This is a genomic window from Pseudomonas sp. B392_1p, from assembly GCF_052245235.1.
GTDB lineage: Bacteria > Pseudomonadota > Gammaproteobacteria > Pseudomonadales > Pseudomonadaceae > Serpens > Serpens gallinarum.
The window spans coordinates 194553-218416 of the sequence record NZ_JBQPXM010000007.1 but is presented as its reverse complement, the minus strand read 5'-3'; the positions used below and the strand labels follow the sequence as shown (position 1 = coordinate 218416).

Genomic DNA, 23864 nt, shown 5'->3' with positions numbered 1-23864 from the left:
TCAGCACGGAACGGACGGATCATCTGCGAGTGGCAGCCGACGCAGCCTTCACGGATGTACAGGTCGCGACCTTCCAGTTGCAGCGCGGTGTAAGGCTTCATGCCTTCCACCGGCTCGTTGACCACGTCCTGGAAGAACAGCGGGACGATCTGGGTCAGGCCGCCGATGCTCACGGCGAGGATCATGAACAGGGTCAGCAGACCGATGTTCTTCTCGAGTTTCTCGTGCGATTTCATTAATGGGCTCCTTCGACCGTGTACTTCGCGGCAGCGGCAACGTCTTCAGGCTTGGCTGCACGGACGGTTTTCCAGGTGTTCCAGGCCATCAGCAGCATGCCGGAGAAGAACAGGGCACCACCGATTACCCGCACCACAAAGCCTGGGTGGCTGGCCACCAGGGTTTCGGCGAAGGAGTAGGTGAGGGTGCCGTCTTCGTTCACTGCGCGCCACATCAGGCCCTGGGCGATGCCGTTGACCCACATGGAGGCGATGTACAGCACGGTGCCGATGGTGGAGAGCCAGAAGTGGGCGTTGATCAGTGGGATGCTGTGCATCTCGTCGCGGCCGAACACTTTCGGGATCAGGTGGTACAGGGAGCCGATGGAAATCATCGCCACCCAGCCGAGGGCGCCGGCGTGCACGTGGCCGATGGTCCAGTCGGTGTAGTGGGACAGGGCGTTTACGGTCTTGATCGACATCATCGGACCTTCGAAGGTCGACATGCCGTAGAACGCCAGGGACACCACCAAAAAGCGCAGGATCGGGTCGGTGCGCAGCTTATGCCAGGCGCCCGACAGGGTCATCATGCCGTTGATCATGCCGCCCCAGCTGGGCGCCAGCAGGATGATTGACATCACCATGCCCAGGGATTGAGCCCAGTCCGGCAGCGCGGTGTAGTGCAAGTGGTGCGGACCGGCCCAGATATACAGGGTGATCAGCGCCCAGAAGTGCACGATGGACAGGCGATAGGAGTAGACCGGACGCTGGGCCTGCTTGGGCACGAAGTAGTACATCATGCCCAGGAACGCGGTGGTCAGAAAGAAGCCCACGGCGTTGTGCCCGTACCACCATTGCACCATGGCGTCGGTGGCGCCGGAGTACAGGGAGTAGGATTTGCTCCAGGTAACCGGGATTTCCAGGTTGTTGACGATGTGCAGCATCGCCACCACAAGGATGAAGGCGCCGAAGAACCAGTTGCCGACATACAGGTGTTTAACGTTACGCTTGAGCAGCGTTCCGAAGAACACGATGGCGTAGCTGACCCAGACGACGGCGATCAGGATATCGATCGGCCATTCCAGCTCGGCGTATTCTTTCGAGGTGGTCAGGCCCAGCGGCAGGGTAATCGCCGCCAGCACAATCACCAGTTGCCAGCCCCAGAAGGTGAACGCCGCCAGTTTGGGGGCGAACAGGGTGGTCTGGCAGGTACGCTGCACCGAGTAATAGGAGGTGGCGAACAGGGCGCAACCGCCAAAGGCGAAGATCACCGCATTGGTGTGCAGCGGACGCAGGCGTCCGAAGCTGGTCCAGGGGAGGTCGAAGTTGAGAAGTGGCCAAGCCAATTGGGCGGCGATGAGAACGCCGACGAGCATCCCGACGATGCCCCACACCACCGTCATGATGGCGAATTGGCGGACCACCTTATAGTTATAGGCGGTACTGGTTGCTGTGTTCATGTATGGGCTTCCATCCACGGTTTTGGGCAGATAGCTGCGCGCTGTCTTGACCGGAGAAGCCCGGATTCGTCAGCTTTTGCAGCGCGGTAAGGATGGTGAAAGGCACAATGGCCGATATTGATCCGGGTCAATGTCCACAGAAGGGGCAGGGGCAAGCGGGAGAGGAAAGTCTGTGCTGGTCGCGGCCTGCCGCCGAGACGCTGTGCACGCTTATTCTGGCCCATGGCGCGGGCGCGCCGATGGACAGCCCGTTCATGAACGAAATGGCTGAACGCCTTGTGGCCTGCGGGGTAGCCGTGGTGCGCTTCGAGTTTTCCTATATGGCGGCGCGCAGGGTGGACGGCACGCGCCGACCGCCTAATTCGCAAGGGCAGTTGCTCGATCACTGGCGGCAGGTGTATGCCCGGGTGCGGCAACAGGTCACGGGGCCGCTGGCCATTGGCGGCAAATCCATGGGCGGACGCATGGCCAGCATGCTCGCCGATGAGCTGCGGGCCGACGCGCTGATCTGCCTGGGTTATCCCTTCCACGCCGCCGGCAAGCCGGAGAAAACCCGCGTGGAACACCTGGCCGAACTGCGTACGCCGACGCTGATTTTACAGGGCGAGCGCGACGCGCTGGGTTCGCGTGACGAAGTGGCGAATTACCGGTTGGCGGCGACGATCCGCATCGAGTGGCTCGCCGCTGCCGACCATGACCTCAAGCCGTTGAAACGCTCAGGTTTCACCCATACACAGCATCTGCAGAGCAGTGCCGAGGCGATTGCCGAGTTTCTCGTCCCTGCCACTGCTGCGGGTTTTTTTAACGATTGAAGCGCTCCACCAGCGCATGCTGCCCTTGGGCGGTCTTGGTCAGCGCTTCGCTGAGCAGCGCCGTGTTGTTGGCCTCGGTGGTGGTCTGCTCGGCAAGCTGGGCGATGGTGTCGATGGTGCGGTTGATTTCTTCCGCCACGGAGCTTTGCTGCTCGGCCGCGGTTGCGATCTGGCTGGCCATGGTGGAAATGCTGTGAACGGCATCGCCAATGCCCACCAGCGCCTGATCGGCCTTGAGCACCTCACTGACGCTGGCATCCGCCTGGTGTCGGCCGTTTTCCATGGCAGAAACCGCGGCCGCCGCATTGCTCTGCAATTTCACGATCAATTGGTGAATATGCTCGGTGGAGTCACTGGTGCGCTTGGCCAGCGAGCGAACCTCATCGGCCACCACGGCGAAGCCGCGTCCCATCTCGCCAGCACGGGCGGCCTCGATGGCGGCGTTGAGCGCCAACAGGTTGGTCTGGTCGGCGATGCCCTTGATGACATCCACCATGCCGCCGATTTCGGTGCTGTCATCGGCCAGTCGGGCGACGGTGGTGCTGGATTCCCCCACAGCTTTGGACAGCTGCTCAATGGTCTGGCTGGCATGCGCAGCAATCGCGCGGCCTTCGTTGGCCAAGGCGTTGGCTTGCTGAGTGGCGGTCGCCGTGTGGCCAATGCTGCGTGCAACTTCCTGAGTGGCGCTGCTCAGCAGGTGGATCGAGGCCGCGACGGCTTCGGTTTCCTGACGTTGGCGCTTCAACCCCGCTGAGCTGCTGTTGGCCAGCCCGTCGGCTTGCAGCGCTTGGCGGGTGAGCCGCTCGGCGTTGTCCTGCAAGCGGGTCAGGCAGGTTTTCAAGTGGGCTTCCTGGCTGAGCATGGCCAGTTCGATGCGCCCTTGCACTCCTCGGCTGTCGGTATACATCTGGGCGATCAAGGGGTCGGCCATGCTTTGCTGCTGGCCTAGATGCAGCAGTCTACGCAGGCCACGGGTCTGCCAGCGCAAACCGATCAAGCCCAGGGGAACGCTGAGCACGGCGGCGACCGCAAACCCCCAGAAACTGTTTAGCTGCGCGCCCACGGCAAAGCCGATCTGGCTGACCAGAATGAACGGCAGCCAGTTGAGCAAAACCGGCAGCCAGCGATCACGGCGCGGCACCGGCGGCTTGCCGGCGTTGATGCGCTGATAGAGGGCTTCGGCACGCTGGATCTGTTCGCTTGTGGGCTTGACGCGTACCGACTCGTAACCAATCGTCTGGCCATCAACCAGGACGGGAACAACGTAGGCATTGACCCAGTAAAAATCGCCATTCTTGCAACGGTTCTTGACGATGCCCATCCACGGCTCGCCTTTTTTCAGGGTTGCCCACATGTGCTCGAATACCGCGGCCGGAACATCCGGGTGGCGTACCAGGTTGTGCGGTGCCCGCAGCAGCTCTTCGCGGGTGAACCCGCTGATGTGCATGAAGTGATCATTACAGTAGGTGATCTGACCTTTGAGGTCGGTGGTGGAGATCAGTCGCTGATGCGCAGGAAAACTCCGCTCATGCTGAGTGATGGGCTGATTGTTGCGCATGGGTAGGTATCCGTGTGGCGGCTCCTCCCGGATGGGCTGGAGCAAGAAGTTGACGTCATTATTAAATCGGCCAGACGCAAAAAAAAATGAGCCATTTGTCCAAAATCATTTTTCTTGATAATGGCTATGTGCTAGCGGCGGGTAATTCGTCAATGTGCCAGTAATTCACGCAAGACAAAATGAAGAATGCCGCCCGCCATGAAGAAGCGGGCTTCGTTGGCGGTGTCGATGCGGCATAGCACCGGGAAGTTGCTCTGCGTGCCATCCTCGCGCAGGACTTCAACAGTCAGTTGCTGGTGCGGCTCCAGGTGCGCGGAGAGCCCGCGGATATTGAGGGTTTCCCGGCCGCTCAGGCCCAGGCTGTGGCGATTTTGCCCCTCGACAAACTGAAGGGCCAGCACGCCCATGCCGATCAGGTTGGAGCGGTGAATGCGTTCGTAGCTTTCGGCGATCACGGCCTTGATGCCGAGCAGCGTAGTTCCTTTGGCCGCCCAGTCGCGCGATGAGCCGGTGCCGTATTCCTGGCCGGCAATCACCACCAGCGGTGTGCCCTGAGTCTGGTAGCGCATGGCGGCGTCGTAGATCGACAGTTTTTCCCCACCAGGTTGCAGCAGGGTATTGCCGCCTTCCTCCCCGCCGAGCATTTCGTTCTTGATGCGGATGTTGGCGAAGGTGCCGCGCATCATGACCTCATGGTTGCCGCGCCGGGAGCCATAGGAGTTGAAGTCCTGTGGCGGAACGCCCAAGGATTGCAGGTAAAGCCCGGCAGGAGAGCTGGCCTTGATATTGCCAGCTGGCGAAATATGGTCGGTGGTGATCGAATCGCCGAACAGGGCCAGGATGCGCGCGCCGAGGATATCCGTCGGTTCGCGGGCGGGCTGGCCAATTTCGGTGAAATACGGCGGATTCTGCACGTAGGTGGAATCGGCAGCCCATTGGTAGGTGGCGCCGCCGCTCACTGGCATGGACTGCCAGTGGGCATCGCCGCTGAACACGTCGGCGTATTGCTTGCGGAACATGGCGCCGTCCACGGCGCTGACTGCGGAGGCGACTTCGGCATTGCTGGGCCAGAGGTCGCGCAGGAACACCGGCTGGCCCTGTGGATCGAAGCCTAGCGGTTCCTGGGTCATGTCGATGCGCGTGGTCCCGGCCAGCGCAAAGGCCACCACCAGCGGGGGCGAGGCCAGCCAGTTGGCCTTGACCATCGGGTGCACGCGGCCTTCGAAGTTGCGGTTGCCGGACAGTACCGAGGAAACAATCAGGTCGTTGTCGATGATCGCTTGGCCAATCGGCTCGTCCAGCGGTCCGGAGTTGCCGATGCAGGTGGTGCAGCCGTAGCCTACCAGGTTGAAACCCAGGCTGTTCAGGTAGGGCGTCAGGCCCGCCTTGTCCAGGTAGTCGGTGACCACCTTGGAGCCGGGTGCCAGCGAGGATTTGACCCAGGGTTTGCGTTGCAGGCCGCGTTCGACGGCTTTTTTCGCCACCAGGCCGGCAGCCATCAACACGCTGGGGTTGGAGGTGTTGGTGCAGGACGTGATCGCCGCGATCACCACTGAGCCGTGTTTGAGGGCGAACTCTTCACCCGCGACGGGGAAGGCACTTTCGGCTTGCCGGATACGCCCGCTGGTTTCCAATAGCAAATCGAAGTTGCGGCCAATGTCGGGAAGCGACACACGATCTTGCGGTCGTTTGGGGCCGGCCAGCGAGGGTTGCACGCTGTCCAGTTCGAGTCTCAGTGCTTCGCTGAACAGCGGTTCCGGAGCCGTTGCATCGCGCCACAGACCCTGGGCTTTGCAATAGGCCTCAACCAGGGCGATGCGCTGTTCGTCGCGACCAGAGAGGCGCAGGTAGTCGAGGGTGATCTGGTCCACCGGGAAAAAGCCGCAGGTGGCACCGTATTCCGGTGCCATGTTGGCAATGGTGGCGCGATCGGCCAGGGGCAGGCTATCCAGGCCAGGGCCGTAGAATTCGACGAACTTGCCCACTACCCCGTGCTTGCGCAACTGCTGGGTGACGGTCAGTACCAGGTCGGTTGCCGTTACGCCTTCGCGCAATTGGCCGGTGAGGCGGAAACCGACCACTTCAGGAATCAGCATCGACACCGGCTGGCCGAGCATGGCGGCTTCGGCCTCGATACCGCCCACGCCCCAGCCAAGCACGCCGAGGCCGTTGACCATGGTGGTATGCGAGTCGGTGCCGACCAGGGTGTCGGGGTAGGCGTACGTCAGGCCCTCTTCTTCACGGGTCCACACTACCTGGGCCAGGTATTCGAGATTGACCTGGTGGCAGATGCCAGTGCCGGGCGGCACCACGCGGAAATTGGCGAAGGCCTGCTGGCCCCAGCGCAGGAAGGCATAGCGCTCGGCATTGCGTTGCATTTCGATGGCGACGTTGTCGGCGAAGGCGCTGGGATCGGCGAAGCGATCGACCATCACCGAGTGGTCGATGACCAGGTCCACTGGGGTTAGCGGATTGATGCGCTGCGGGTCGGCGCCGGCCTTGGCCATGGCATCGCGCATGGCGGCCAGATCGACGATGGCGGGTACACCGGTGAAATCCTGCATCAGCACGCGGGCTGGGCGGTAGCCAATCTCATGGTCCGAGCAGCGACGTTGCAACCAGTCGGCGATGGCCTGGCAATCCTCGGCCTGTACGGTCGTTCCGTCTTCCCAGCGCAGCAGGTTTTCCAGCAAGACCTTGAGCGAAAGGGGCAGGCGGCTGATATCGCCCAGGCTTTTTGACGCTTCCGGCAAGCTGAAGTAGTGATAGGTCTGGCCGCTGATTTCAAGGCTGCGGCGGCAGTTCAGGCTGTCCTTTGACGGCATGAGGAGGGCTCCTGGCTGGGTGGCGACACTGTCGACAGGCTTGCTCTGCACTTGACCGGAAGTGCGCGTCAAGGGTTCCCCTGCCGTTTTATCATGCGCTCCCCTCCAAGGAGACATTCCATGAATACCCTGCTTTTCCATTGCCGCCCCGGTTTCGAGGGCGAGGTCTGCGCTGAAATCTCCCACCACGCCGCCCGTCTGGAAGTCCCATGTTATGCCAAGGGCAAGGCGGGCGGCGGCTTTACCGAGTTTATCTGCCAGGGCAACGGTGACAGCGAGCGCCTGATGCGCAAACTGCGTTTTTCTGACCTGATCTTTGCCCGCCAGTGGGCGCGCGGTAGCTGGCTGCAATTGCCGGAAAGCGACCGCATCAGTGTGTTATTGGATTATCTGATTGCCTACCCGGTGTGCGGCAGCCTGTGGCTGGAGGTGCTGGACACCAACGACGGCAAGGAATTGTCGACCTTCTGCAAGCGGTTCGAAGGGCCATTGCGCAAGGCCTTGAGCAAGTCTGGTCGGCTGGTCGAGGATGCGCGCAAGCCGCGCCTGCAGCTGACGTTCAAGAGCGGGCGGGAAGTCTTCGTGGGGCTGGCCGAGGCGGGAAATGCAGCCCTCTGGCCCATGGGCATTCCGCGTCTGAAATTTCCTCGCGAAGCACCGAGCCGTTCGACCCTCAAGCTGGAAGAAGCCTGGCACCAGTTCATTCCGCACGAGCAATGGCCGGAGCGCTTGTCTTCTGAGATGACGGCCGTGGACCTGGGCGCCGCGCCGGGCGGTTGGACCTGGCAACTGGTCAAGCGGCAGATGAGTGTCATCGCCGTGGACAATGGTCCGATGGACGAGAGCCTGATGGACAGCGGCCTGGTCGAACATTTGCAGGCCGATGGCTTTCAGTTCAAGCCGCGCCATCCGGTGGATTGGATGGTCTGCGATATCGTCGAGAAGCCGGCGCGTAATGCCGCCTTGCTGGAAACCTGGATCGGCGAAGGGCGGTGCCGCGAGGCGGTGGTGAATTTAAAGTTGCCCATGAAGCAGCGTTACGTGGAAGTGCAGCGCCTGCTGGCGCGCATTGCGGAGGGGCTCAAGGCGCGTGGTGTGAAAGTCTCCATCGCGTGCAAGCAGCTGTATCACGACCGCGAGGAGGTTACCTGCCACCTGCGCCGTTTGTAACCTGTCGGCACGCCCAGTAGCTCTGTTTGTGGCCGCGTGACTGGTAGTCGCGAGCAAGGCGCTCAGCCTGTTCGCGGCTCAGGTTGGCTTGCAGGACGAATTCGTTGCCGTTGTCGTCCAGGCGTTTGACGCACCAGGATGTGTCCATGGCGTTGCTTTCCTGTCTGGGCTCGCAACGGGCTTTGCGCCACAATAGCGGCCTGTTTCTGGAGTAGCCCATGACTTCTTTGCAACCCGACGCCATTCTCGACGCCAGCGGGCTCAATTGCCCGGAACCGGTGATGATGCTGCACAACAAGGTGCGCGATCTGCACGGCGGTGACCTGCTCAAGGTGATCGCCACCGACCCGTCCACTCGCCGCGACATTCCCAAGTTCTGCGTGTTCCTCGGTCATGAGCTGCTGGAGCAGGCAGAACAGGACGGCCAGTACCTGTATTGGATTCGCAAGAAGGTGGACTGAAAGGGCGTGGTGCGCCGAGCCACCGACCTGGGCGCTTATTGGGCGCTCAGCATGGCGGCTTTTGCCTCTCCCTTGCTCCGAGCCTCGCGAATCACTCGTCGCGCGCTGCGTGCCAAGCGCCAACCAAGCAGTAGCGCGGCGCAGCTCAGGCCGATGATCAGCCCCTGCCAAAGCCCGCGCGGACCGCTGGGCTCGCCCCAGATATCGGTGAGCCCCAGGCTGTAGCCCATGCTCAAGCCAATGCCCCAGTAGCAGAACAGGGTAATCAGCATGGTCGCGCGGGTATCCTGATAGCCGCGCAGCGCGCCAGCAGAAGTGACCTGGATGCTGTCGGAGAACTGGAACAGCGCAGCATAAATCAGCAACGAGGTGGCCACGGCGAGTACGGCCGGGTCAGGGGTATAGATGCGCGCGATTTCCTCGGTAAACAGCAACACCAGGCTGCAGGAGAAACAGGCGTAGCACAGCGCCACGGCAATCCCTACGCCTGCTGAGAAGCGTGCTTCGCGAGGCTCCTGACGCCCCAGGGCCTGGCCGACCCGAACGGTTACCGCCATGCCCAGGGAGTAGGGCACCATGAAAATCATCGACGAAATGTTCAGGGCGATCTGATGCCCGGCCACCACGCTGGCACCCAGGCTGCCAATCAGCAGGGCGATTACCGAGAAGATGCTCGCTTCGGCGAATACCGCGATGCCAATGGGTACACCAATGGTCAGCAAGCGGCGAATGCTCGGCCAATGGGGGCGGTCGAAGCGCAGGAACAGCCCGCAGGATTTGTAATACGGTGCCCACTTCACCCAGACGAGCATGCCCAACAGCATGGCGGCCATGACGATGGCCGTGGCCCAGCCGCAGCCCACTCCGCCCATGGCCGGCACGCCGAGCTTGCCGTAGATGAAGATGTAGTTGAGGGGAATGTTCAGTAGAAGGCCCAGCAGGCCTATCACCATGCTCGGGCGGGTATGCCCTAGGGCATCACTGAAGCAGCGCAGCACGTGATACAGGGCCACAAAGGGGAAGCCGCAGGCCACCCCGCGCAGGTAGCCCATGGATAACTCGACCAGTTCGGCCTCCACGTTCATCCAGTGCAAAACCGGCTCGGCGTTCCACAACAATACGGCGGCTGCGCAGCCGATCGACAGCCCCAGCCACAGTGCCTGGCGCACCAGCGGGCCGATCTCGGCCTCCTGGCCGGCGCCGAAGCGCCGCGCCACTTTGGGCGTGGTGGCCAGCAGAATACCGGTCATCAGCAGAAAGACCGGCATCCAGATCGAATTGCCCAGCGCCACGGCAGCCAGGTCATGGGGGCTGACGCGACCGGCCATCACCGTGTCGACGAAGCCCATGGCGGTAGTGGACAGCTGAGCAATGATAATCGGCGTGGCGAGGGTGAGCAGGGCACGAACTTCGCGACGCACTCGGGTACTGCGAGACTGGGCGGGCATGTGGGAGCAAACTGCGGAAAAACGCCGATTCTACGCGTTGGAGAGTGCCGCAGGAAGCTGCGCGCGGTTTCGCCGCAGCGTGGGAGCCGATGACCTCTGACAACGCCTGTCGCGTTTTGCGCCTAGAATGTCGGCCTCGTTTTCGGAGACCCATGCCATGCATATTCTTGCCGATGAAAATATTCCTCTGGTTGAGGCGTTCTTCGCGTCGTTTGGCAGCATCCAGCGCCAGCCGGGACGCGCCTTCACGGCCGAGGCGTTGGCTCGTGCCGATGTGCTGCTGGTGCGTTCGGTAACCCAGGTCGATGCTCGGTTGCTGGCGGGCAGTCCAGTGCGTTTTGTCGGCACCTGCACCATTGGCACCGATCACCTGGATCTGGATTACCTGGCGGACGCCGACATTGCCTGGGCCAGCGCGCCAGGCTGCAATGCGCGCGGTGTGGTGGATTATGTTCTCGGCAGCCTGCTGGCGCTGGCCGAGGCGCAGGGCGTGCCGTTAAGCGAGCGCTGCTACGGCGTGGTCGGCGCCGGGCAGGTGGGCGGGCGGCTGGTCGAGGTGCTGCGTGGTCTGGGGTGGCGCGTGCTGGTCTGCGATCCGCCCCGGGCAGCGCGTGAAGAGGGGGGTGACTTTGTCGACTTGCCAACCATTTTGGCGGAGTGCGATGTGATCAGCCTGCATACGCCGCTGACCGGCGAGGGGCAGTGGCCAACCCGTCATCTGTTTGGTGTTGAACAGCTCGCGCGTCTCAAGCCCGGCGCCTGGCTGATCAACGCCAGCCGTGGCGAGGTGGTCGATAACGCGGCGCTGCTTGACGTGCTGCAGCAACGCCCCGATCTGGAGGCGGTGCTGGATGTCTGGGAGGGTGAGCCGCAGGTGGATGTCGTTCTGGCTCAGCGTTGCCGTATCGCTACGCCGCATATCGCCGGTTACAGCCTGGAAGGCAAGGCGCGCGGCACCGCGCAGATTTACCGCGCGTTCTGTGAGCATCTGGGCGTGGCGCCCACGGTGAGTCTGGAAACCTTGCTGCCGCCTGCCTGGTTGCCGCAGCTGAGCTTGCAGGCGGGTGCGGATCTGGAGTGGGCACTGGCTGCGCTGTGTCGTGTGGTTTATGACCCACGGCGCGACGATGCGAGTTTCCGTCGCTCGTTGGTGGGGAACGCACAGGCTCGGCGGCTGGGATTCGATGCGTTGCGCAAACATTATCCACCTCGCCGTGAAATCGACGGGCTGCAGGTTCGGCTGCAAGGCGATGCGCCAGAACTGGCTGGACTGGTGAGGGCCTTGGGGGCAGAACTGCTCTGATACCTGAACGGGCGAGGCCCACATTGGCTGCGGTTGGGCGCGGCGGCGCGATTCATAGGAATATACGAAAAGGCCGGCACCTATGAGGCTGCCGGCCTTGATCATTTCGCGGGTGACCTGGAGGGGTCACGCTGGGTAGTTCAGTCTTTTGGGGGCTGTTGTCGTTGCTGGCTTTCGTCGAGTTCGCGACAGGCTTGCTGGATCATCGACTCGGTGATCGGAACTTCACGCCCCAATTCGTCGATGATGGCGCCAAAGGCGACGGATTGCAGATCCAGAGCGAGATCCGGGCGCTGGGAGGTGCTGGTTTGTGGATTCATGGCGGCTCCTTATCAGTGTTCCACATCGATCGACGTCAGATACAGACTAGGAACTTTAGATGAAGCTGTCATGACAGCAAGTCACAGTTATCAGCAACGGCCGGGGCGGGCATGGCCGACCCCGGAGCTACTATTTCAGTGGTATTCGCACAGGTAAGCAGTGTCCACGGCGACGCGCAGCTGGAACTTGCTATCGGCTGGTACGTTGAACTGGCTACCAGCCTGGTAGGTTTCCCAGCTGTCGCTGCCCGGCAGCTTGACGGTCAGGGCGCCGGCGACCACGTGCATGATCTCGCTCTTGCCGGTGCCGAATTCGTATTCGCCGGGGGCCATGACGCCGATGGTGGCGGTGCCTTGATTCAGGCCGAAAGCGATGGACTTGACGGTGCCGTCGAAATACTCGTTGACTTTGAACATGGGAAGGCTTCCTTGAGGTAAAAAACGCTCGCCAGTATGCCCAGCCGCCCGTGCGGCGTCATCTGCTTTACAGTGCTGCGATATGCTTGTGTGTCACGGGTTAGAGCGTATGGATATGACTAAAATCAGATCCCGCGCTCGCACCGGCAATGCAATGGCTGTGCTTGAACAAGAGTCGATCACTGGCTGCCCACGGGCTACCTGGTGCGTTAGAAACGTAAAATGTTGTGTGCAAAAGCCAAAAAGCTGGCGCAAAGCGTAAACGTTTCCGGTATAGTGCTCGCCGGTCGATCATTCGGCCCCGTTCAGGTAGGCAATTCCACGAAGCGCCGCTTCCGCTGTATGTCCGCCCTTCGGACGTCCTTGACGTTACATTCATAATCATCACGCGTTCTCGCAAATCCTCGCCGACAAGGCTGCCAGGGTGACCCAAAAGGTCAGTACATGGCATGCGCAGCTTTGGCTCATGGGTGTTTGCGGATGCATTTGAGGCAAACTCCATGACCCAAGAAACCGTCGGCTTCGCCGCGCTCGGTATTAATCCTTCCGTTCTCGCTGCAGTCATCGCCGCAGGCTACGAAGAGCCGTCTCCGATCCAGGCTCAAGCGATCCCGATGATCCTTGAAGGCCACGACATGATCGGCCAGGCGCAGACCGGGACCGGCAAGACCGCCGCGTTTGCCCTGCCGATCCTGTCCAAGATCGACCCGGCCAAGCGTGAACCCCAGGCGCTGATCCTCGCGCCGACCCGCGAGCTGGCCCTGCAGGTGGCCACCGCGTTTGAAACCTATTCCACCCAGATGCCCGGCCTCGGCGTGGTTGCCGTCTACGGCGGCGCGCCCATGGGCCCGCAGCTCAAGGCCATTCGTCAAGGCGCTCAGGTGCTGGTGGCGACGCCGGGCCGTCTGGTCGATCACCTGAGCCGTAACGACAAACTGCTCTCGACCATCCAGTATCTGGTGCTCGACGAAGCCGACGAAATGCTCAAGCTGGGCTTTATGGATGACCTGGAGGTGATCTTCGAGGCCATGCCGGAAAGCCGTCAGAGCGTGCTGTTCTCCGCCACTCTGCCGCACTCGATCCGTGCCATCGCCGAAAAGCACTTGCGCGAGCCGAAGCACATCAAGATCGCCGCCAAGACCCAGACCGTGGCGCGCATTGATCAGGCGCACCTGATGATTCACGCCGACCAGAAGATCTCGGCTGTGTGCCGTCTGCTGGAAGTCGAGGACTTCGATGCGCTGATCGCCTTCGTGCGTACCAAGCAAGCCACTCTGGATCTAGCCGCCGCGCTGGAAGCCAAGGGTTACAAGGCTGCCGCGCTGAATGGCGATATCGCCCAGAACCAGCGTGAGCGCGTCATCGACTCGCTCAAGGATGGCCGTCTGGACATCGTCGTTGCCACCGACGTGGCGGCCCGTGGCCTTGACGTGCCGCGCATCACTCACGTGCTCAACGTTGACATGCCCTACGACCCGGAGTCCTATGTACACCGTATCGGTCGTACCGGTCGTGCCGGTCGCGAAGGTCGCGCGCTGCTGCTGGTTACCCCGCGTGAGCGTCGCATGTTGCAGGTCATTGAGCGTGTCACCGGCCAGAAGGTTGTCGAAGCCCAGCTGCCCAACGCGCAGCAGGTGCTGGATGCACGTATCAAGAAACTGACCAACAGCCTGCGTCCGCTGATTGCTGATGCTGAAGTCAGTCACGGCGAGCTGTTTGACCGCCTGGTTGCTGACCTCGACTGCAGTCCGCGTGCTCTTGCCGCGGCCATGCTGCGCAAGGCCACTAATGGTCAGGCGCTGAGCCTGGCTGAAGTGCAGAGCGAGCAGCCACTGGTGCCGTCCGCAACGCGTGAACGTCGCGAACGTGATGGCGATCGCAGCAGTGAGCGCAGCGAATACCGTGAGCGTCGCGCTCCTGTACAGCTGACTGAGGGTCGCGCACGTTGCCGCACCTCGCTGGGGACCCGCGACGGCATCGCCGCGAAGAACCTGCTTGGCGCGATTCTCAACGAAGGTGGCCTGGCTCGCGAAGCCATCGGCCGCATCCAGATTCGCGAAACCTTCAGCCTGATCGAACTGCCGGAAGACGGTTTGGACCGTCTGCTCGGTAAGCTCAAGGACACCCGCGTTGCTGGCAAGGCTCTCAAGCTGCGTCGCTATCGCGAGGATTGATCCTCGGCTGAACGAAAAACCCCGCATTTGCGGGGTTTTTTTATGGGAATTTGCTGCTGACGGTGTTACGGACCCTTCAATAACCCAGCCAGTACAGGCACAGCGACAAGGTGACCAGCGAGCCCAGCGTCGAATACAGCACGGCGCGGGACACCCGCGTCGCGGTGCGCTGGTAGTACTCGGCCAGCATATAGGGGCCGGTGCCGGTGGGCAGGGCGCTGAGCAGCAGGGCGGCGTGCGCCCACAGGGACGGCAGTTCAAGCAGCTGAAAGGCAACGTACCAGGTAATCAGCGGCTGAATAATGAGTTTCATGCCCGTCAGAGCCAGGCTGCCTTCACTGTCCCCGCGTTGCTCGTGAGCTAGAAACAGGCCCAGTGAGACCAGTGCGCAGGGCGTGGTGGCCGCGCCGAGCAGGCGCAGCAGTTCGGCCAAAGCCTGGGGCAGCGGCTGGCCGCCTGCGGCCCAGAGCGCGCCGAGTATCGGCGAGATCACCAGCGGATTCTTCAGCAGCGCCAGGCTGACCTTGCGCACCGCCGCGCCCAGGGATTTTTCGCCTTGCAGCGCCACTTCAATGCCCACCACGGCGATCGCAAAAAGTCCACAGACCACCACCAGGGTGGCGATCAACGCCGGCTCCAGTCCGCCTTCGCCAAACACCAGAATGCACAGCGGAATGCCGACGTAACCGGTATTGGCGTAGGCCGCGCTGAGCCCATCGATATTGGCGTCGGCCAACGGTGCGGAGCGTTTGAGGCGATAGAGCAAAGTCAAAATGAATACCGCGAGGCTGCCTCCGCCGAAGGCGAGCAGAAAGCCTGGTTGCCATAGACTCTCCCAGCTGGAATTGGCCGTGACGCTGAACAGCAGTGCCGGCAGCGCCAGCCAAACCACGAAGCGGTTGATTTCCGAGGCGGCGTGCGGGCCGAGGCGGTTGGTTTTGCGGCACACATAGCCGATCAGAATCAGCGCAAAAATCGGCAGGATGACATTGATGACCGAGGACATAGGGGCGGCATTGACCTGACAGTGAAAGCTGCAGGCTACCCGACCGCGGAGACAAGGCCAATTGCCATGCTGCCGGAGCCATCACGGTTTTGGTCGAACCGGAGCCTGGGCACCCTGTCTATTCCCCGAATCCCCTAGGAGAAGCCCTGTGCTCCGTCTGTTATTGATCGTCTGGCTGATGACTTGCAGCGCCGCTATGCAGGCCCGTGACTACCGCTACAGCGACGCCCATCTGCACTATGTGGATTTCTTCCAGGAGAGCGAGGGCATGGACCGCCTGTTCAAGGCGATGAACGCGGCGGGGGCCGAGCATGTGATGCTGGCCGGTATTCCGGTGGCGAAGAAATGGCACGAAGACGAGCCGAAACGGCCGCGTTACTACGCCGGGGATGACGCGGGGGTTTATTGGTACAGCGCCACCGATGTGCTGGTTGCCGCCGCGGTGAAGCAGTTGCCGCCTGAGCGCCGTCGCCGCGTGCATCCTTTTCTCTCCGGGTTCAACCCGGCAGACAAGAATGCCGATGCCCATGTGCGGCGCATGCTGGAATTGGACCCGGGCCTCTGGCAGGGCCTGGGAGAAGTCTTCACCCGCCACGACGATCTGACCGCCTTGACCTATGGAGACATTCCCCGGGCCAACAACGAGGCGATGACACGTATCTATCACCTGGCTGCCGAGTATGATTTACCGGTGATGGTGCATTCCAATATCACCTCCAAGCGCGAGCGCAATCCGCTGTACCTGGCGGAAATCGAAGCGCCTCTGCGCAACCATCCCCATGTGCGTTTCATCTGGGCCCACGCTGGCACCAGCATGGAATTGCACCGCCACCAGGAAAAGCTGGCCTTTCTAAGGCCAACACTCGAGCGCCTGCTGGCGGACTATCCCAACCTGTATATCGATCTGTCCTGGACCCTGTTGCGGCCCTATTTGCTCGACGAAGAGGGCACGCCCGATCCGCACTGGCTGGCGCTGGTAGAGCGCTATCCCGAGCGTTTCATGCTCGGTTCCGACTTGGTGGGCAGCTTCGGCAATCTGGGGGAACACCTGAGAGCCTTCGAGCCGTTCCTTGATGCATTGCCCGCCAAGGTGGCGCAGCGGGTGGCGCGGGATAATTTCCTGGCGATTCTCCCGGGTAAACAGGGTCTGTGACTGATAATTCATCTGACGAACGGTAGGTCATTATCTTTCAGGTTGGCTGGGCACGGTCGATATCTAGGCGTGAATCATTTTAGGACGTTGTCATGTCGCTTCGAAATCTCAATATCGCCCCTCGTGCCGCACTAGGGTTCGGGCTGATTGCCTTCATCGTATTGTTGATGGGGCTGTATGCCCTCAATCAGATGGCGGGCATGCGCACTCAGGCCAAAGAAGTGGACGAGCTCTGGTTGCCGAGCGTTGTGACCCTGGGTGAACTGGAGCAGTCCATGCAGCGCATCCGGACGTTGACGTTGCGTCTGTCGGTTCAGCGTGATGACGCTACCACACGCACGACGCTGGCCCAGTTACAGGAGATTCGCAGTGGATTGGATGTTCTGCAGGCAACGTTCGATGACCTCATTTCTTCGCCAAATGAGCAGGCTGCTTTCGCGCGATTTCAGGATGCCCAGCAAAGATATTTCGGCGAGCAGCAGAAAATCATCGCCCGTTTGCAGGTAGGCGACGTCCAGGGCGCCGCTGTAGTGGGTGCTGGCGTGATCAACAATCACGCCGATGCCATTACTTCGGCGCTAGACAGCCTGAGAACAATGAATGTTCAAGGCGCCAGAGCCGCGGCTAACTATTCCACCGAAGTCTACGAAAGCGCGGTGCTGGGCGTGATTGTGGCGATCATAGTGGCCGCTTTGCTCACCGTGTTGCTTGCCGTGTTGTTTACCCGCAGCATCGTCCAGCCCCTTAACCAGGCCGTGCGTGTGGCTGGCAGCGTTGCTGATGGCGACCTGAGCCAAAGCATTCAAGTAGAGGGACGTGACGAGCCCGCCCGCCTGCTGCAGGCGCTGCAGACCATGCAGGAAAAGCTGCGCGCGACTGTGCAACAGATTTCCGATTCGTCCAATCAGCTGGCTTCTGCCGCAGAAGAGCTCAACGCTGTTACCGAAGACTCTTCACGCGGCCTGCACCAGCAGAACGAGCAGATCGAGCAGGCGGCTACCGCTGTCAACGAAATGACCAGCGCGGTAGAGGAGGTAGCGCGCAATGCGGTTAGCACCTCTGAAGCCTCCAGCGAAACCAATACCACGGCGCTGCAGGGTCGCGAGCAGGTGCTGCAGACGGTGGATTCGATCGGTCAACTGGCCGCCGATGTGAACGGCACCGCCAGCCAGGTGGAGAAGCTGGCCGCCAATGTGCGAGACATCGCTCAGGTGCTCGAAGTAATTCGTTCCATTGCCGACCAGACCAACCTGCTGGCGCTCAATGCGGCCATCGAGGCTGCACGGGCCGGCGAACACGGGCGGGGTTTTGCGGTGGTGGCCGACGAGGTGCGTGCTTTGGCACACCGTACCCAACAGTCCACCCAGGAAATCGAACAGATGATCGGGGGTATCCATGCCGAAACCGACCAGGCGGTCAGTTCCATGCAGAACAGCACCCAGCGTGCGCGTGGCAGTCTGGAAGTGGCCCAGGCTGCCGGCGCAGCGCTGGAGCGCATTGCCTCGGCCATCATGGGCATTAACGAGCGCAACCTGGTGATCGCCAGCGCCGCCGAAGAGCAGGCCCATGTGGCGCGGGAGGTGGACCGCAACCTGGTGAATATCCGCGATCTGTCACTGCAAAGCGCCGCGGGCGCCAATCAGACCAGCGCTGCCAGCCAAGAGCTTTCGCGCCTGGCCGTGGACCTCAATGGTCTGGTGACACGTTTCCGGTTGTAAACTGACCGGTGCGCCTTTGGTTGAATAAGGCGTGCCGGAAACCGGCCAACCCGTTGGCCGTTCCAGACTTGGGCCACATCGCCATTCGACTCACCCCGCAGAAGGAGGCTCGCCTACAATGGCGCGTTCTTTCTGCGCCTGGGGTATGAATGGATATTGAGCTTGCCCGTACCTTCATTGAAATTGCCCGCTGTGGCAGCTTCATCGCTGCCGCCGAGCGTTTGCACGTCACCCAGACGGCTATCACTGCGCGGGTGCAGAAACTTGAGAGCCATCTAGGCTGCACGCTGTTCGTACGCAATCGGGCAGGTGCCCGCCTGACCGCCAATGGCGACAAGTTCATTGTCTATGCCAGGCAACTGGTGCAAACCTGGGAAGCCGCCCAGCGAGACTTGCCGTTGCCCCAGGGGTTTCACACCATCCTGCGGGTGGGGGGCGAAATCAGTCTGTGTAATCCGTTGATGCTCGACTGGGTGCGCGCGTTGCGCACGGCGATTCCTTCCCATGCGACTCGCGCTGAAATAGCCGATGGCCCGACCCTGTTGCGACAGATCGAGCAGGGCATGCTGGACGCTGCGCTGGTTTACCAGCCGGCCTATTGGCCAGAGTTGCAGGTCGAGCAGATCCTGGAGGAAAAACTGATCCAGGTGTGCCAGCCGGCGATGCCGGAGCCTTATGTGTATGTCGACTGGGGCGAAGGCTTTCGACACCAGCACAATGCGGCCTTGCCGGACAAGGCCAGGGCGGCGATCAGTTTCAATCTTGGCCCGTTGGCCTTGCAGTACATCCTCGACAGTGGCGGCTCAGGCTATTTTCGCCGCCGGGTGGTGGAGAGCTATCTGGAGAGTGGCGTACTGGCGCGGGTTCCCGCCGCGCCAGAGTTCAGTTATCCCACTTGGCTGGTGTATTCGCGCGAGCGCGACTCGGACGTGTTGCAGCAGGCCCTGCGAGTCCTCCGAGAGGTGGTGCAGCGCGACCAGGACTGGTCCCAGCGCTGGGACCCGGTCATTTAGTTCAGGCGCTTGCTAGTTTCTGCCTGTGGTCGCTTTCCAACGGAAAGCGAAAGTCCAGGTTACGCAACAGGTGCTGCTGCAAGCCGGCAATCAGGTCGGTCTGGGTAAGCATGCCCACCAGGCGTCCCTGTTCCAGTACCGGCAGGCAATGCAGGCCCTGGCCGGACAGCAATGGAATCAGCTCGACAACGTGTGCATTGCTGTCGATGGTGGTCACCGGGCTGCTCATCACTTCGCCCAGCAGCGTTTCCCGTCGGCGTCTCAGCCGGCCCAGCAAACTGAAACGGCCGCTGCCTGAGGATTTTCCGATCAGGTCGACGATGCTGATGATGCCAGCCAGATGTCCGGCCTCGTCCAGCACCGGCAGGTTGCGCAAGCGGTGCTGCTTGAGCGTGGCCAGTGCCTGGTCGACGGTGGTGTTCACCGTGCCGCAGCGCAAATCGCGGGACATGATCTGGCTCACGCGGATTTCACCCATGCTGCGCCGCAGCGCGTGACGCTGTGTGCTGCGCATGATCTCTTCGAGATCCTCGCGGGTGACGTCGACGAATTCGCCAAAGTCCTCCAGTGCCTGCTGCAGGTCTTCACTGGAAATGCCCGCGCGGGTTTGTGGGTCGGGGTCCAAGGTGTGGTGCAGGTCGGCAGCCACCGTGGGCGCCTTGGGATAACGCACCCGGGTCAGGTTGTTGTACAGCAATGCGCAGGAGAGCAGGCACGCGGCGTTCACCAGCACGGGCAGCAGCGCAAAAAAGGTCTGCTCGCTAGCGGGGCTGCCCAGCGTTACGCACAGTGCCACCGCGCCACCTGGCGGATGCAGGCAGCGCAGCAGGTACATCAGCAGCAACGATGCGCCAATCGCAAGGCTTGCGGCATACAGGGTTTGGCCGGCCACATGCACGGTCACGCTGGCGACCAGCGAGGCCGTCAGATAACTGCCAACGATGGACCAGGGCTGTGCCAGGGCACCAGATGACACCGCAAACAGCAAAATCGCCGAGGCGCCCAGCGGCCCGATCAGTTGCAGGGTGATCGCCTCGCCGAACAACTGGCGACAGATTTCAGCGCTGCACAGGATGGCCAGTGCTGCGCCTAAGGAGGCGCGCAGCCATTCACGTGGGCGGGTTGTGGTGGGGGCCGGAAGAAAACCGCCGAGCCAGGTGCGTAGCGAAGAAGTGGGTCGAGTCATGGTCACTAAGTAAGAAATAAAACACAGAGGGCACCGAGGTGCCCTGAAAAGGCGGTGCGTGGAGCGTGCCGGAAACTCCTAAGGAGAGGCGTTGCGAGGCCTCTTTTAGGCGTCGAAATGCCCGTCGGCCTGCGGGTGGGATTCCACCCGCTCGCAGATTCTCCCGGTCTCGGCAGTCATCAGTCGGGCCGCCTCGGGATCGTCGGCGAAGGGCAGCAACGCGGCTTGCTCTTCATCGTGACCCGACAGGCGCAACAGGCTAAGAGCTGCGCAGTACATCAGCATGCCAGTGAGAAAAATCAGCGACCACATGGGCTTAGCTCACTGCGGCGACGAGCGACGACGGGGCGCGTTCGCTGGTGCGGACGGTTTTCCAGGTATTCCAGGCCATCAGCAGCATACCTGAGGCGAAGATCCCGCCGCCGCCGAGGCGGACCAGGTAACCGAAATGGCTGGCTTCCAACGCTTCAACGAAGGAATAGGTGAGGGTACCGTCTTGGTTGACTGCGCGCCACATCAGGCCCTGCGTGATGCCGTTGACCCACATGGAGGCGATGTACAACACGGTGCCGATGGTGGCCAGCCAGAAGTGGGTATTGATCGATGCCACGCTGTGCATGCGTTCACGGCCCCAGAGGCGGGGGATCATGTGATACAGCGTGCCGATGCTGATCATCGCCACCCAGCCGAGGGCGCCGGCGTGTACGTGGCCGATGGTCCAGTCGGTGTAGTGGGACAGGGCGTTGACGGTCTTGATGGCCATCATCGGACCTTCGAAGGTGGACATGCCGTAGAACGCCAGGGACACGACCAGGAAACGCAGGATCGGGTCGGTGCGCAGCTTATGCCAGGCGCCCGACAGGGTCATCATACCGTTGATCATGCCGCCCCAGCTGGGCGCCAGCAGGATGATCGACATCACCATGCCCAGGGACTGCGCCCAGTCCGGGAGCGCGGTGTAGTGCAGATGGTGCGGGCCGGCCCAGATGTACAGCGAGATGATCGCCCAGAAGTGCACGATGGACAGGCGGTAGGAATAGATCGGGCGCTCGGCCTGCTTGGGCACGAAGTAGTACATCATTCCCAGAAAGCCGACCGAGAGAATGAAGCCAACCACGCTGTGGCCATACCACCACTGAATCATCGCATCGGTGGCGCCAGAGTACAGCGGATAGGACTTAAGCGCAGTCACCGGAATAAGCACATGGTTGACGATGTGCACCATCGCGGTCACCACGATGAAGGCGCCATAAAACCAATTGCCGACATAGATGTGCTTGACCCGGCGTCGGGCAATGGTGGCAAAGAATAAATAGGCGTAGGCGAGCCAGACCACCGTGACCAACAAGGCGATAGGCCACTCCATTTCCGCGTATTCCTTGGAGGTGGTGTAACCCAATGGATAAGTAACCAGCATGGCCAGAATGGCTGCTTGCCAGCCCCAGAATACCAACCGGGCCAGGCTGTCCGATACCAATCGTACGTTGCTGGTGCGCTGCACCACATAGAACGAGGTGGCGAACAGCGCACTGCCGCCAAAGGCAAAGATCACCAGATTGGTATGAATGGGGCGCAGGCGACCGAAACTGGTCCACGACAGGTCGAAGTTGAGTTGCGGCCATACCAACTGGGCGGCGATGAATACGCCCATGCCCATACCGACGATGCCCCAGATCAGAGTCATCAGAGTGAACTGGCGGACCACCGTATAGTTGTAGGTGTCCGCTGAATCAAGTGGAGTCTCTTTGAACATGGGAAAATACCAGATGCACGCAAGGGGGGGATGCAAGGTTCGCCGCTCGCTCCCGGTCCGTGGATCTCCTCTACGGGGGACCTCGGTGGATCGTAAGCGTCAATGCACTCGTCGAGAGTGTCTGTTTGGCGGGGTGGTAAGTCTGAGCTTCCCGGAGTGCCGCAACAAACTAATAATAATGAGCGATTAGTTCATTATTTTTGATACAAACGTTTAAATGTCCTGTTAGTACCCTCTACCGCGGGATGGTCTAGCAGGGGCGATGCAATAAATCTGAACTTAAGCAGCAGTAAATTTCATTGTCACCTGTGCCTGACTGACGGTTAGGATGACTGCCTGCCCACTCATGAAGCCTGAGCGATATGAGCCATCCTGCCTTGCACACTGCCCTGATTGATCTATTGGGCTGTGACGTGCCTGTCTTGTGCGCCGGAATGGGCGGCGTGGCTCGTCATCAATTGGCGGCCGCCGTCAGTAACGCCGGCGGCTTCGGTTGTCTGGGTATGGTGCGCGAGCCAGTCGCCCGAATCCGCGCAGAAGTGGCTGCCTATCGCCAGCTCAGCGAACGGCCTTTTGCAGTCAACTTGATTCCCGCCGCGACACCGGCCGAGCTGCTGCGCGCCCAGGTGCACGCCTGCCTGGAGCTGAAGGTGCCGGCCGTCGTGCTGTTCTGGGATGTAGACAGTGCCTTGATTCGCCTCCTCAAGGCCGAGGGTGTTCTGGTCATGCAACAGATTGCCGCTCGGGCCCATGCCGAACAGGCCTTGGAGGCTGGCGTGGATGCGCTGATCGCGCAGGGCAGCGAGGCCGGCGGGCATGTTTGGGGCACGACGGGCAGCTTGGCGTTGCTGGGTGAAATCGTTAGCTTTAGCTCGGTTCCCGTTGTGGCCTGTGGCGGGATCGCCAGTGGCGAGGCGCTGGTGGCCGCCTTGGCGCTGGGTGCCCAGGGAGTGTGCTGCGGTTCGGCATTCCTGGCCACCCATGAGGCCAATGCCCACGACTACCACAAGCAGCAGCTGGTGAAGGCGGGCGCTGAGGACACCGTGCTCAGCGAGCGTTTCTTTCGCAATTGGCCGATGACTGCGCCGGTGCGGGTACTGCCCAACGCGGTAACCCGTGGCGAATACGATGTCTTGTACGCCAAGCGGGAAACACCTGTGATCGGTGAGCAGGACGGCCAGCCGGTCCACCTGTTCTCCACCGATTCACCCTTGAAGGGTGCCCAAGGAAAATTGGCTGATATGCCGATTTATGCTGGCCAATCCTGTGGGCAGATTCACCAGATCTGCAGCGCCGCCGAGCGACTGGAGCAACTGGTTCATCAAGCTGAATGTGTACTGGGGCGTTTTGACCAGTTCTGACACAAGGAGCAGGTTATGCAGACGCAAACGCTGGGAATCGAGCGTGACACGTTGATCGAGGCACTCAATGAATTGCTGAGCGCGGAGCGGGCCGGTGCGCAGGTCGCCGCCGCCAGCCTCAAGGAAGCCACTAAAGACCGACAGCGCAGCGTGCTGCAGCAGGTGCATCGCGGTGAGGCAGACAGCTGCAGGCGGTTGCGCGATTGTGTGCTGCTGCTGGGCGCCGAGCCGAGCCGGGAACGGGGTGCTTTCTATGAGAAATGCATGGCGATTGCTGATCTGGGCGAACGCCTGGCCCTGGTAGATCGCGGGCAGAAATGGGTCATTCGCAAAGTGGAGGCGTTGCTGGTGGAGATTACCCATCCGCAGATTCGTCAGGAGTTGCAAGCCGTGCTGGATACGCATGAAATAAATAGCGACGACTATGCGGCCCAGCTCGAGCAACTGCGGTAACTACTCCTGTAGGTTGCACATTCTGAACGTAAAAAGGCGCCCTGCAAGGCGCCTTTTT

Annotated in this window: 21 protein-coding genes and 3 pseudogenes; 11 read left to right on the top strand and 13 right to left on the bottom strand. The window is 61.4% G+C overall.

The genetic code is table 11. The features are described from left to right. A partial coding sequence (locus ACTV8E_RS12440; RefSeq protein ID WP_443199691.1) for a cbb3-type cytochrome c oxidase subunit II occupies positions 1-236 on the bottom strand: 236 nt, incomplete at its 3' end. Next, positions 236-1675 carry a cytochrome-c oxidase, cbb3-type subunit I gene (gene ccoN / locus ACTV8E_RS12435; RefSeq protein ID WP_443199690.1) on the bottom strand — a complete coding sequence of 480 codons (1440 nt, stop codon included), beginning with the start codon at positions 1673-1675 and terminating at the stop codon, positions 236-238. The genes ccoN (ACTV8E_RS12435) and ACTV8E_RS12440, both read right to left, overlap by 1 nt. Positions 1676-1767: 92 nt before the next feature. Here ccoN (ACTV8E_RS12435) and ACTV8E_RS12430 point away from each other — a divergent pair, with 92 nt between their 5' ends. Then, entirely contained in the window at positions 1768-2487 is a 720-nt protein-coding gene (locus ACTV8E_RS12430; RefSeq protein ID WP_443199689.1) for an alpha/beta family hydrolase, read from the top strand. On the opposite strand, the gene ACTV8E_RS12425 is transcribed toward ACTV8E_RS12430, so the two are convergent. From ACTV8E_RS12425 to acnA, 3 genes and pseudogenes are all read right to left on the bottom strand, one after another. Next, positions 2477-3550 (bottom strand): methyl-accepting chemotaxis protein, encoded by a 1074-nt coding sequence (locus tag ACTV8E_RS12425; protein WP_443199697.1) that lies wholly within the window; start codon positions 3548-3550, stop codon positions 2477-2479. The genes ACTV8E_RS12430 and ACTV8E_RS12425 overlap by 11 nt on opposite strands. Before the next feature lie 171 nt (positions 3551-3721). Next, a pseudogene (locus ACTV8E_RS12420) lies at positions 3722-4045 on the bottom strand (PAS domain-containing protein); the annotation flags it as partial. 149 nt (positions 4046-4194) lie between these two features. Next, on the bottom strand, positions 4195-6870 hold the full coding sequence (gene acnA / locus ACTV8E_RS12415; RefSeq protein ID WP_443199688.1) for an aconitate hydratase AcnA: 2676 nt from the start codon (positions 6868-6870) through the stop codon (positions 4195-4197). Positions 6871-6990: 120 nt separating this feature from the next. Here acnA and rlmM point away from each other — a divergent pair, with 120 nt between their 5' ends. After that, positions 6991-8040: a 23S rRNA (cytidine(2498)-2'-O)-methyltransferase RlmM gene (gene rlmM / locus ACTV8E_RS12410; protein ID WP_443199687.1), complete on the top strand. Its 1050-nt coding sequence runs from the start codon at positions 6991-6993 to the stop codon at positions 8038-8040. Here rlmM and ACTV8E_RS12405 read toward each other — a convergent pair. Beyond that, positions 8015-8188 (bottom strand): hypothetical protein, encoded by a 174-nt coding sequence (locus ACTV8E_RS12405; protein WP_443199686.1) that lies wholly within the window; start codon positions 8186-8188, stop codon positions 8015-8017. The genes rlmM and ACTV8E_RS12405 overlap by 26 nt on opposite strands. A 70-nt stretch (positions 8189-8258) precedes the next feature. Here ACTV8E_RS12405 and tusA point away from each other — a divergent pair, with 70 nt between their 5' ends. Further along, entirely contained in the window at positions 8259-8501 is a 243-nt protein-coding gene (gene tusA, locus ACTV8E_RS12400) for a sulfurtransferase TusA (protein ID WP_251836303.1), read from the top strand. A 35-nt stretch (positions 8502-8536) separates the two neighbouring features. On the opposite strand, the gene ACTV8E_RS12395 is transcribed toward tusA, so the two are convergent. Then, positions 8537-9949, bottom strand: a complete 1413-nt coding sequence (locus tag ACTV8E_RS12395) for an MATE family efflux transporter (RefSeq protein WP_443199685.1) — start codon at positions 9947-9949, stop codon at positions 8537-8539. 157 nt (positions 9950-10106) lie between these two features. Between ACTV8E_RS12395 and pdxB the strand changes: the two genes are divergently transcribed. Beyond that, entirely contained in the window at positions 10107-11252 is a 1146-nt protein-coding gene (gene pdxB / locus ACTV8E_RS12390) for a 4-phosphoerythronate dehydrogenase PdxB (protein WP_443199684.1), read from the top strand. A gap of 140 nt (positions 11253-11392) precedes the next feature. Here the strand turns inward: pdxB and ACTV8E_RS12385 are convergent, their stop codons facing one another. Beyond that, positions 11393-11572 carry a PA1571 family protein gene (locus ACTV8E_RS12385; RefSeq protein WP_273534945.1) on the bottom strand — a complete coding sequence of 60 codons (180 nt, stop codon included), beginning with the start codon at positions 11570-11572 and terminating at the stop codon, positions 11393-11395. 135 nt (positions 11573-11707) lie between these two features. After that, positions 11708-11989 carry a pyrimidine/purine nucleoside phosphorylase gene (gene ppnP / locus ACTV8E_RS12380; protein ID WP_251836299.1) on the bottom strand — a complete coding sequence of 94 codons (282 nt, stop codon included), beginning with the start codon at positions 11987-11989 and terminating at the stop codon, positions 11708-11710. 466 nt (positions 11990-12455) lie between these two features. Here ppnP and ACTV8E_RS12375 point away from each other — a divergent pair. Then, positions 12456-14163 (top strand): annotated as a pseudogene (locus ACTV8E_RS12375) (DEAD/DEAH box helicase). 76 nt (positions 14164-14239) lie between these two features. Here ACTV8E_RS12375 and ACTV8E_RS12370 read toward each other — a convergent pair. Next, positions 14240-15169 carry an AEC family transporter gene (locus ACTV8E_RS12370; RefSeq protein WP_443199683.1) on the bottom strand — a complete coding sequence of 310 codons (930 nt, stop codon included), beginning with the start codon at positions 15167-15169 and terminating at the stop codon, positions 14240-14242. 178 nt (positions 15170-15347) lie between these two features. Here ACTV8E_RS12370 and ACTV8E_RS12365 point away from each other — a divergent pair, with 178 nt between their 5' ends. From ACTV8E_RS12365 to ACTV8E_RS12350, 4 genes and pseudogenes are all read left to right on the top strand, one after another. Then, positions 15348-16322 carry an amidohydrolase family protein gene (locus tag ACTV8E_RS12365; RefSeq protein WP_443199696.1) on the top strand — a complete coding sequence of 325 codons (975 nt, stop codon included), beginning with the start codon at positions 15348-15350 and terminating at the stop codon, positions 16320-16322. A 92-nt stretch (positions 16323-16414) separates the two neighbouring features. Next, positions 16415-16948, top strand: a pseudogene (locus tag ACTV8E_RS12360) (MCP four helix bundle domain-containing protein); the annotation flags it as partial. A gap of 30 nt (positions 16949-16978) precedes the next feature. After that, entirely contained in the window at positions 16979-18040 is a 1062-nt protein-coding gene (locus tag ACTV8E_RS12355; RefSeq protein WP_443199695.1) for a methyl-accepting chemotaxis protein, read from the top strand. Positions 18041-18189: 149 nt separating this feature from the next. Next, positions 18190-19053 carry a LysR family transcriptional regulator gene (locus tag ACTV8E_RS12350; protein WP_251836295.1) on the top strand — a complete coding sequence of 288 codons (864 nt, stop codon included), beginning with the start codon at positions 18190-18192 and terminating at the stop codon, positions 19051-19053. A 1-nt stretch (position 19054) separates the two neighbouring features. Here ACTV8E_RS12350 and ACTV8E_RS12345 read toward each other — a convergent pair whose 3' ends face one another. The 3 genes from ACTV8E_RS12345 to ccoN (ACTV8E_RS12335) all read right to left on the bottom strand — a co-directional run bounded on the left by ACTV8E_RS12345 (position 19055) and on the right by ccoN (ACTV8E_RS12335) (position 21992). After that, on the bottom strand, positions 19055-20239 hold the full coding sequence (locus tag ACTV8E_RS12345; protein ID WP_443199682.1) for an HPP family protein: 1185 nt from the start codon (positions 20237-20239) through the stop codon (positions 19055-19057). A gap of 105 nt (positions 20240-20344) precedes the next feature. Then, a complete protein-coding gene (locus ACTV8E_RS12340; RefSeq protein ID WP_251836293.1) occupies positions 20345-20551 on the bottom strand; it encodes a hypothetical protein in 207 nt (68 codons plus the stop codon). A gap of 4 nt (positions 20552-20555) precedes the next feature. Then, positions 20556-21992 carry a cytochrome-c oxidase, cbb3-type subunit I gene (gene ccoN / locus ACTV8E_RS12335; RefSeq protein WP_443199681.1) on the bottom strand — a complete coding sequence of 479 codons (1437 nt, stop codon included), beginning with the start codon at positions 21990-21992 and terminating at the stop codon, positions 20556-20558. Between the two features lie 362 nt (positions 21993-22354). Between ccoN (ACTV8E_RS12335) and ACTV8E_RS12330 the strand changes: the two genes are divergently transcribed. Further along, positions 22355-23353: an NAD(P)H-dependent flavin oxidoreductase gene (locus tag ACTV8E_RS12330; protein ID WP_443199680.1), complete on the top strand. Its 999-nt coding sequence runs from the start codon at positions 22355-22357 to the stop codon at positions 23351-23353. A gap of 15 nt (positions 23354-23368) precedes the next feature. Beyond that, positions 23369-23806, top strand: coding sequence for a DUF6306 domain-containing protein (locus ACTV8E_RS12325; protein WP_273534953.1), 438 nt, complete (start codon positions 23369-23371; stop codon positions 23804-23806). Positions 23807-23864: the final 58 nt, after the last annotated feature.

Excerpts from the sequence above, each read along its gene's own strand:
- ccoN (WP_443199690.1), bottom strand. The coding sequence starts at position 1,675 with ATGAACACAGCAACCAGTACCGCCTATAACTATAAGGTGGTCCGCCAA.
- ACTV8E_RS12430 (WP_443199689.1), top strand. The coding sequence starts at position 1,768 with ATGGTGAAAGGCACAATGGCCGATATTGATCCGGGTCAATGTCCACAG.
- acnA (WP_443199688.1), bottom strand. The coding sequence starts at position 6,870 with ATGCCGTCAAAGGACAGCCTGAACTGCCGCCGCAGCCTTGAAATCAGC.
- rlmM (WP_443199687.1), top strand. The coding sequence starts at position 6,991 with ATGAATACCCTGCTTTTCCATTGCCGCCCCGGTTTCGAGGGCGAGGTC.
- ACTV8E_RS12405 (WP_443199686.1), bottom strand. The coding sequence starts at position 8,188 with ATGGACACATCCTGGTGCGTCAAACGCCTGGACGACAACGGCAACGAA.
- tusA (WP_251836303.1), top strand. The coding sequence starts at position 8,259 with ATGACTTCTTTGCAACCCGACGCCATTCTCGACGCCAGCGGGCTCAAT.
- ACTV8E_RS12395 (WP_443199685.1), bottom strand. The coding sequence starts at position 9,949 with ATGCCCGCCCAGTCTCGCAGTACCCGAGTGCGTCGCGAAGTTCGTGCC.
- pdxB (WP_443199684.1), top strand. The coding sequence starts at position 10,107 with ATGCATATTCTTGCCGATGAAAATATTCCTCTGGTTGAGGCGTTCTTC.
- ACTV8E_RS12385 (WP_273534945.1), bottom strand. The coding sequence starts at position 11,572 with ATGAATCCACAAACCAGCACCTCCCAGCGCCCGGATCTCGCTCTGGAT.
- ppnP (WP_251836299.1), bottom strand. The coding sequence starts at position 11,989 with ATGTTCAAAGTCAACGAGTATTTCGACGGCACCGTCAAGTCCATCGCT.
- ACTV8E_RS12370 (WP_443199683.1), bottom strand. The coding sequence starts at position 15,169 with ATGTCCTCGGTCATCAATGTCATCCTGCCGATTTTTGCGCTGATTCTG.
- ACTV8E_RS12365 (WP_443199696.1), top strand. The coding sequence starts at position 15,348 with ATGACTTGCAGCGCCGCTATGCAGGCCCGTGACTACCGCTACAGCGAC.
- ACTV8E_RS12350 (WP_251836295.1), top strand. The coding sequence starts at position 18,190 with ATGGATATTGAGCTTGCCCGTACCTTCATTGAAATTGCCCGCTGTGGC.
- ACTV8E_RS12345 (WP_443199682.1), bottom strand. The coding sequence starts at position 20,239 with ATGACTCGACCCACTTCTTCGCTACGCACCTGGCTCGGCGGTTTTCTT.
- ACTV8E_RS12340 (WP_251836293.1), bottom strand. The coding sequence starts at position 20,551 with ATGTGGTCGCTGATTTTTCTCACTGGCATGCTGATGTACTGCGCAGCT.
- ccoN (WP_443199681.1), bottom strand. The coding sequence starts at position 21,992 with ATGTTCAAAGAGACTCCACTTGATTCAGCGGACACCTACAACTATACG.
- ACTV8E_RS12330 (WP_443199680.1), top strand. The coding sequence starts at position 22,355 with ATGAGCCATCCTGCCTTGCACACTGCCCTGATTGATCTATTGGGCTGT.
- ACTV8E_RS12325 (WP_273534953.1), top strand. The coding sequence starts at position 23,369 with ATGCAGACGCAAACGCTGGGAATCGAGCGTGACACGTTGATCGAGGCA.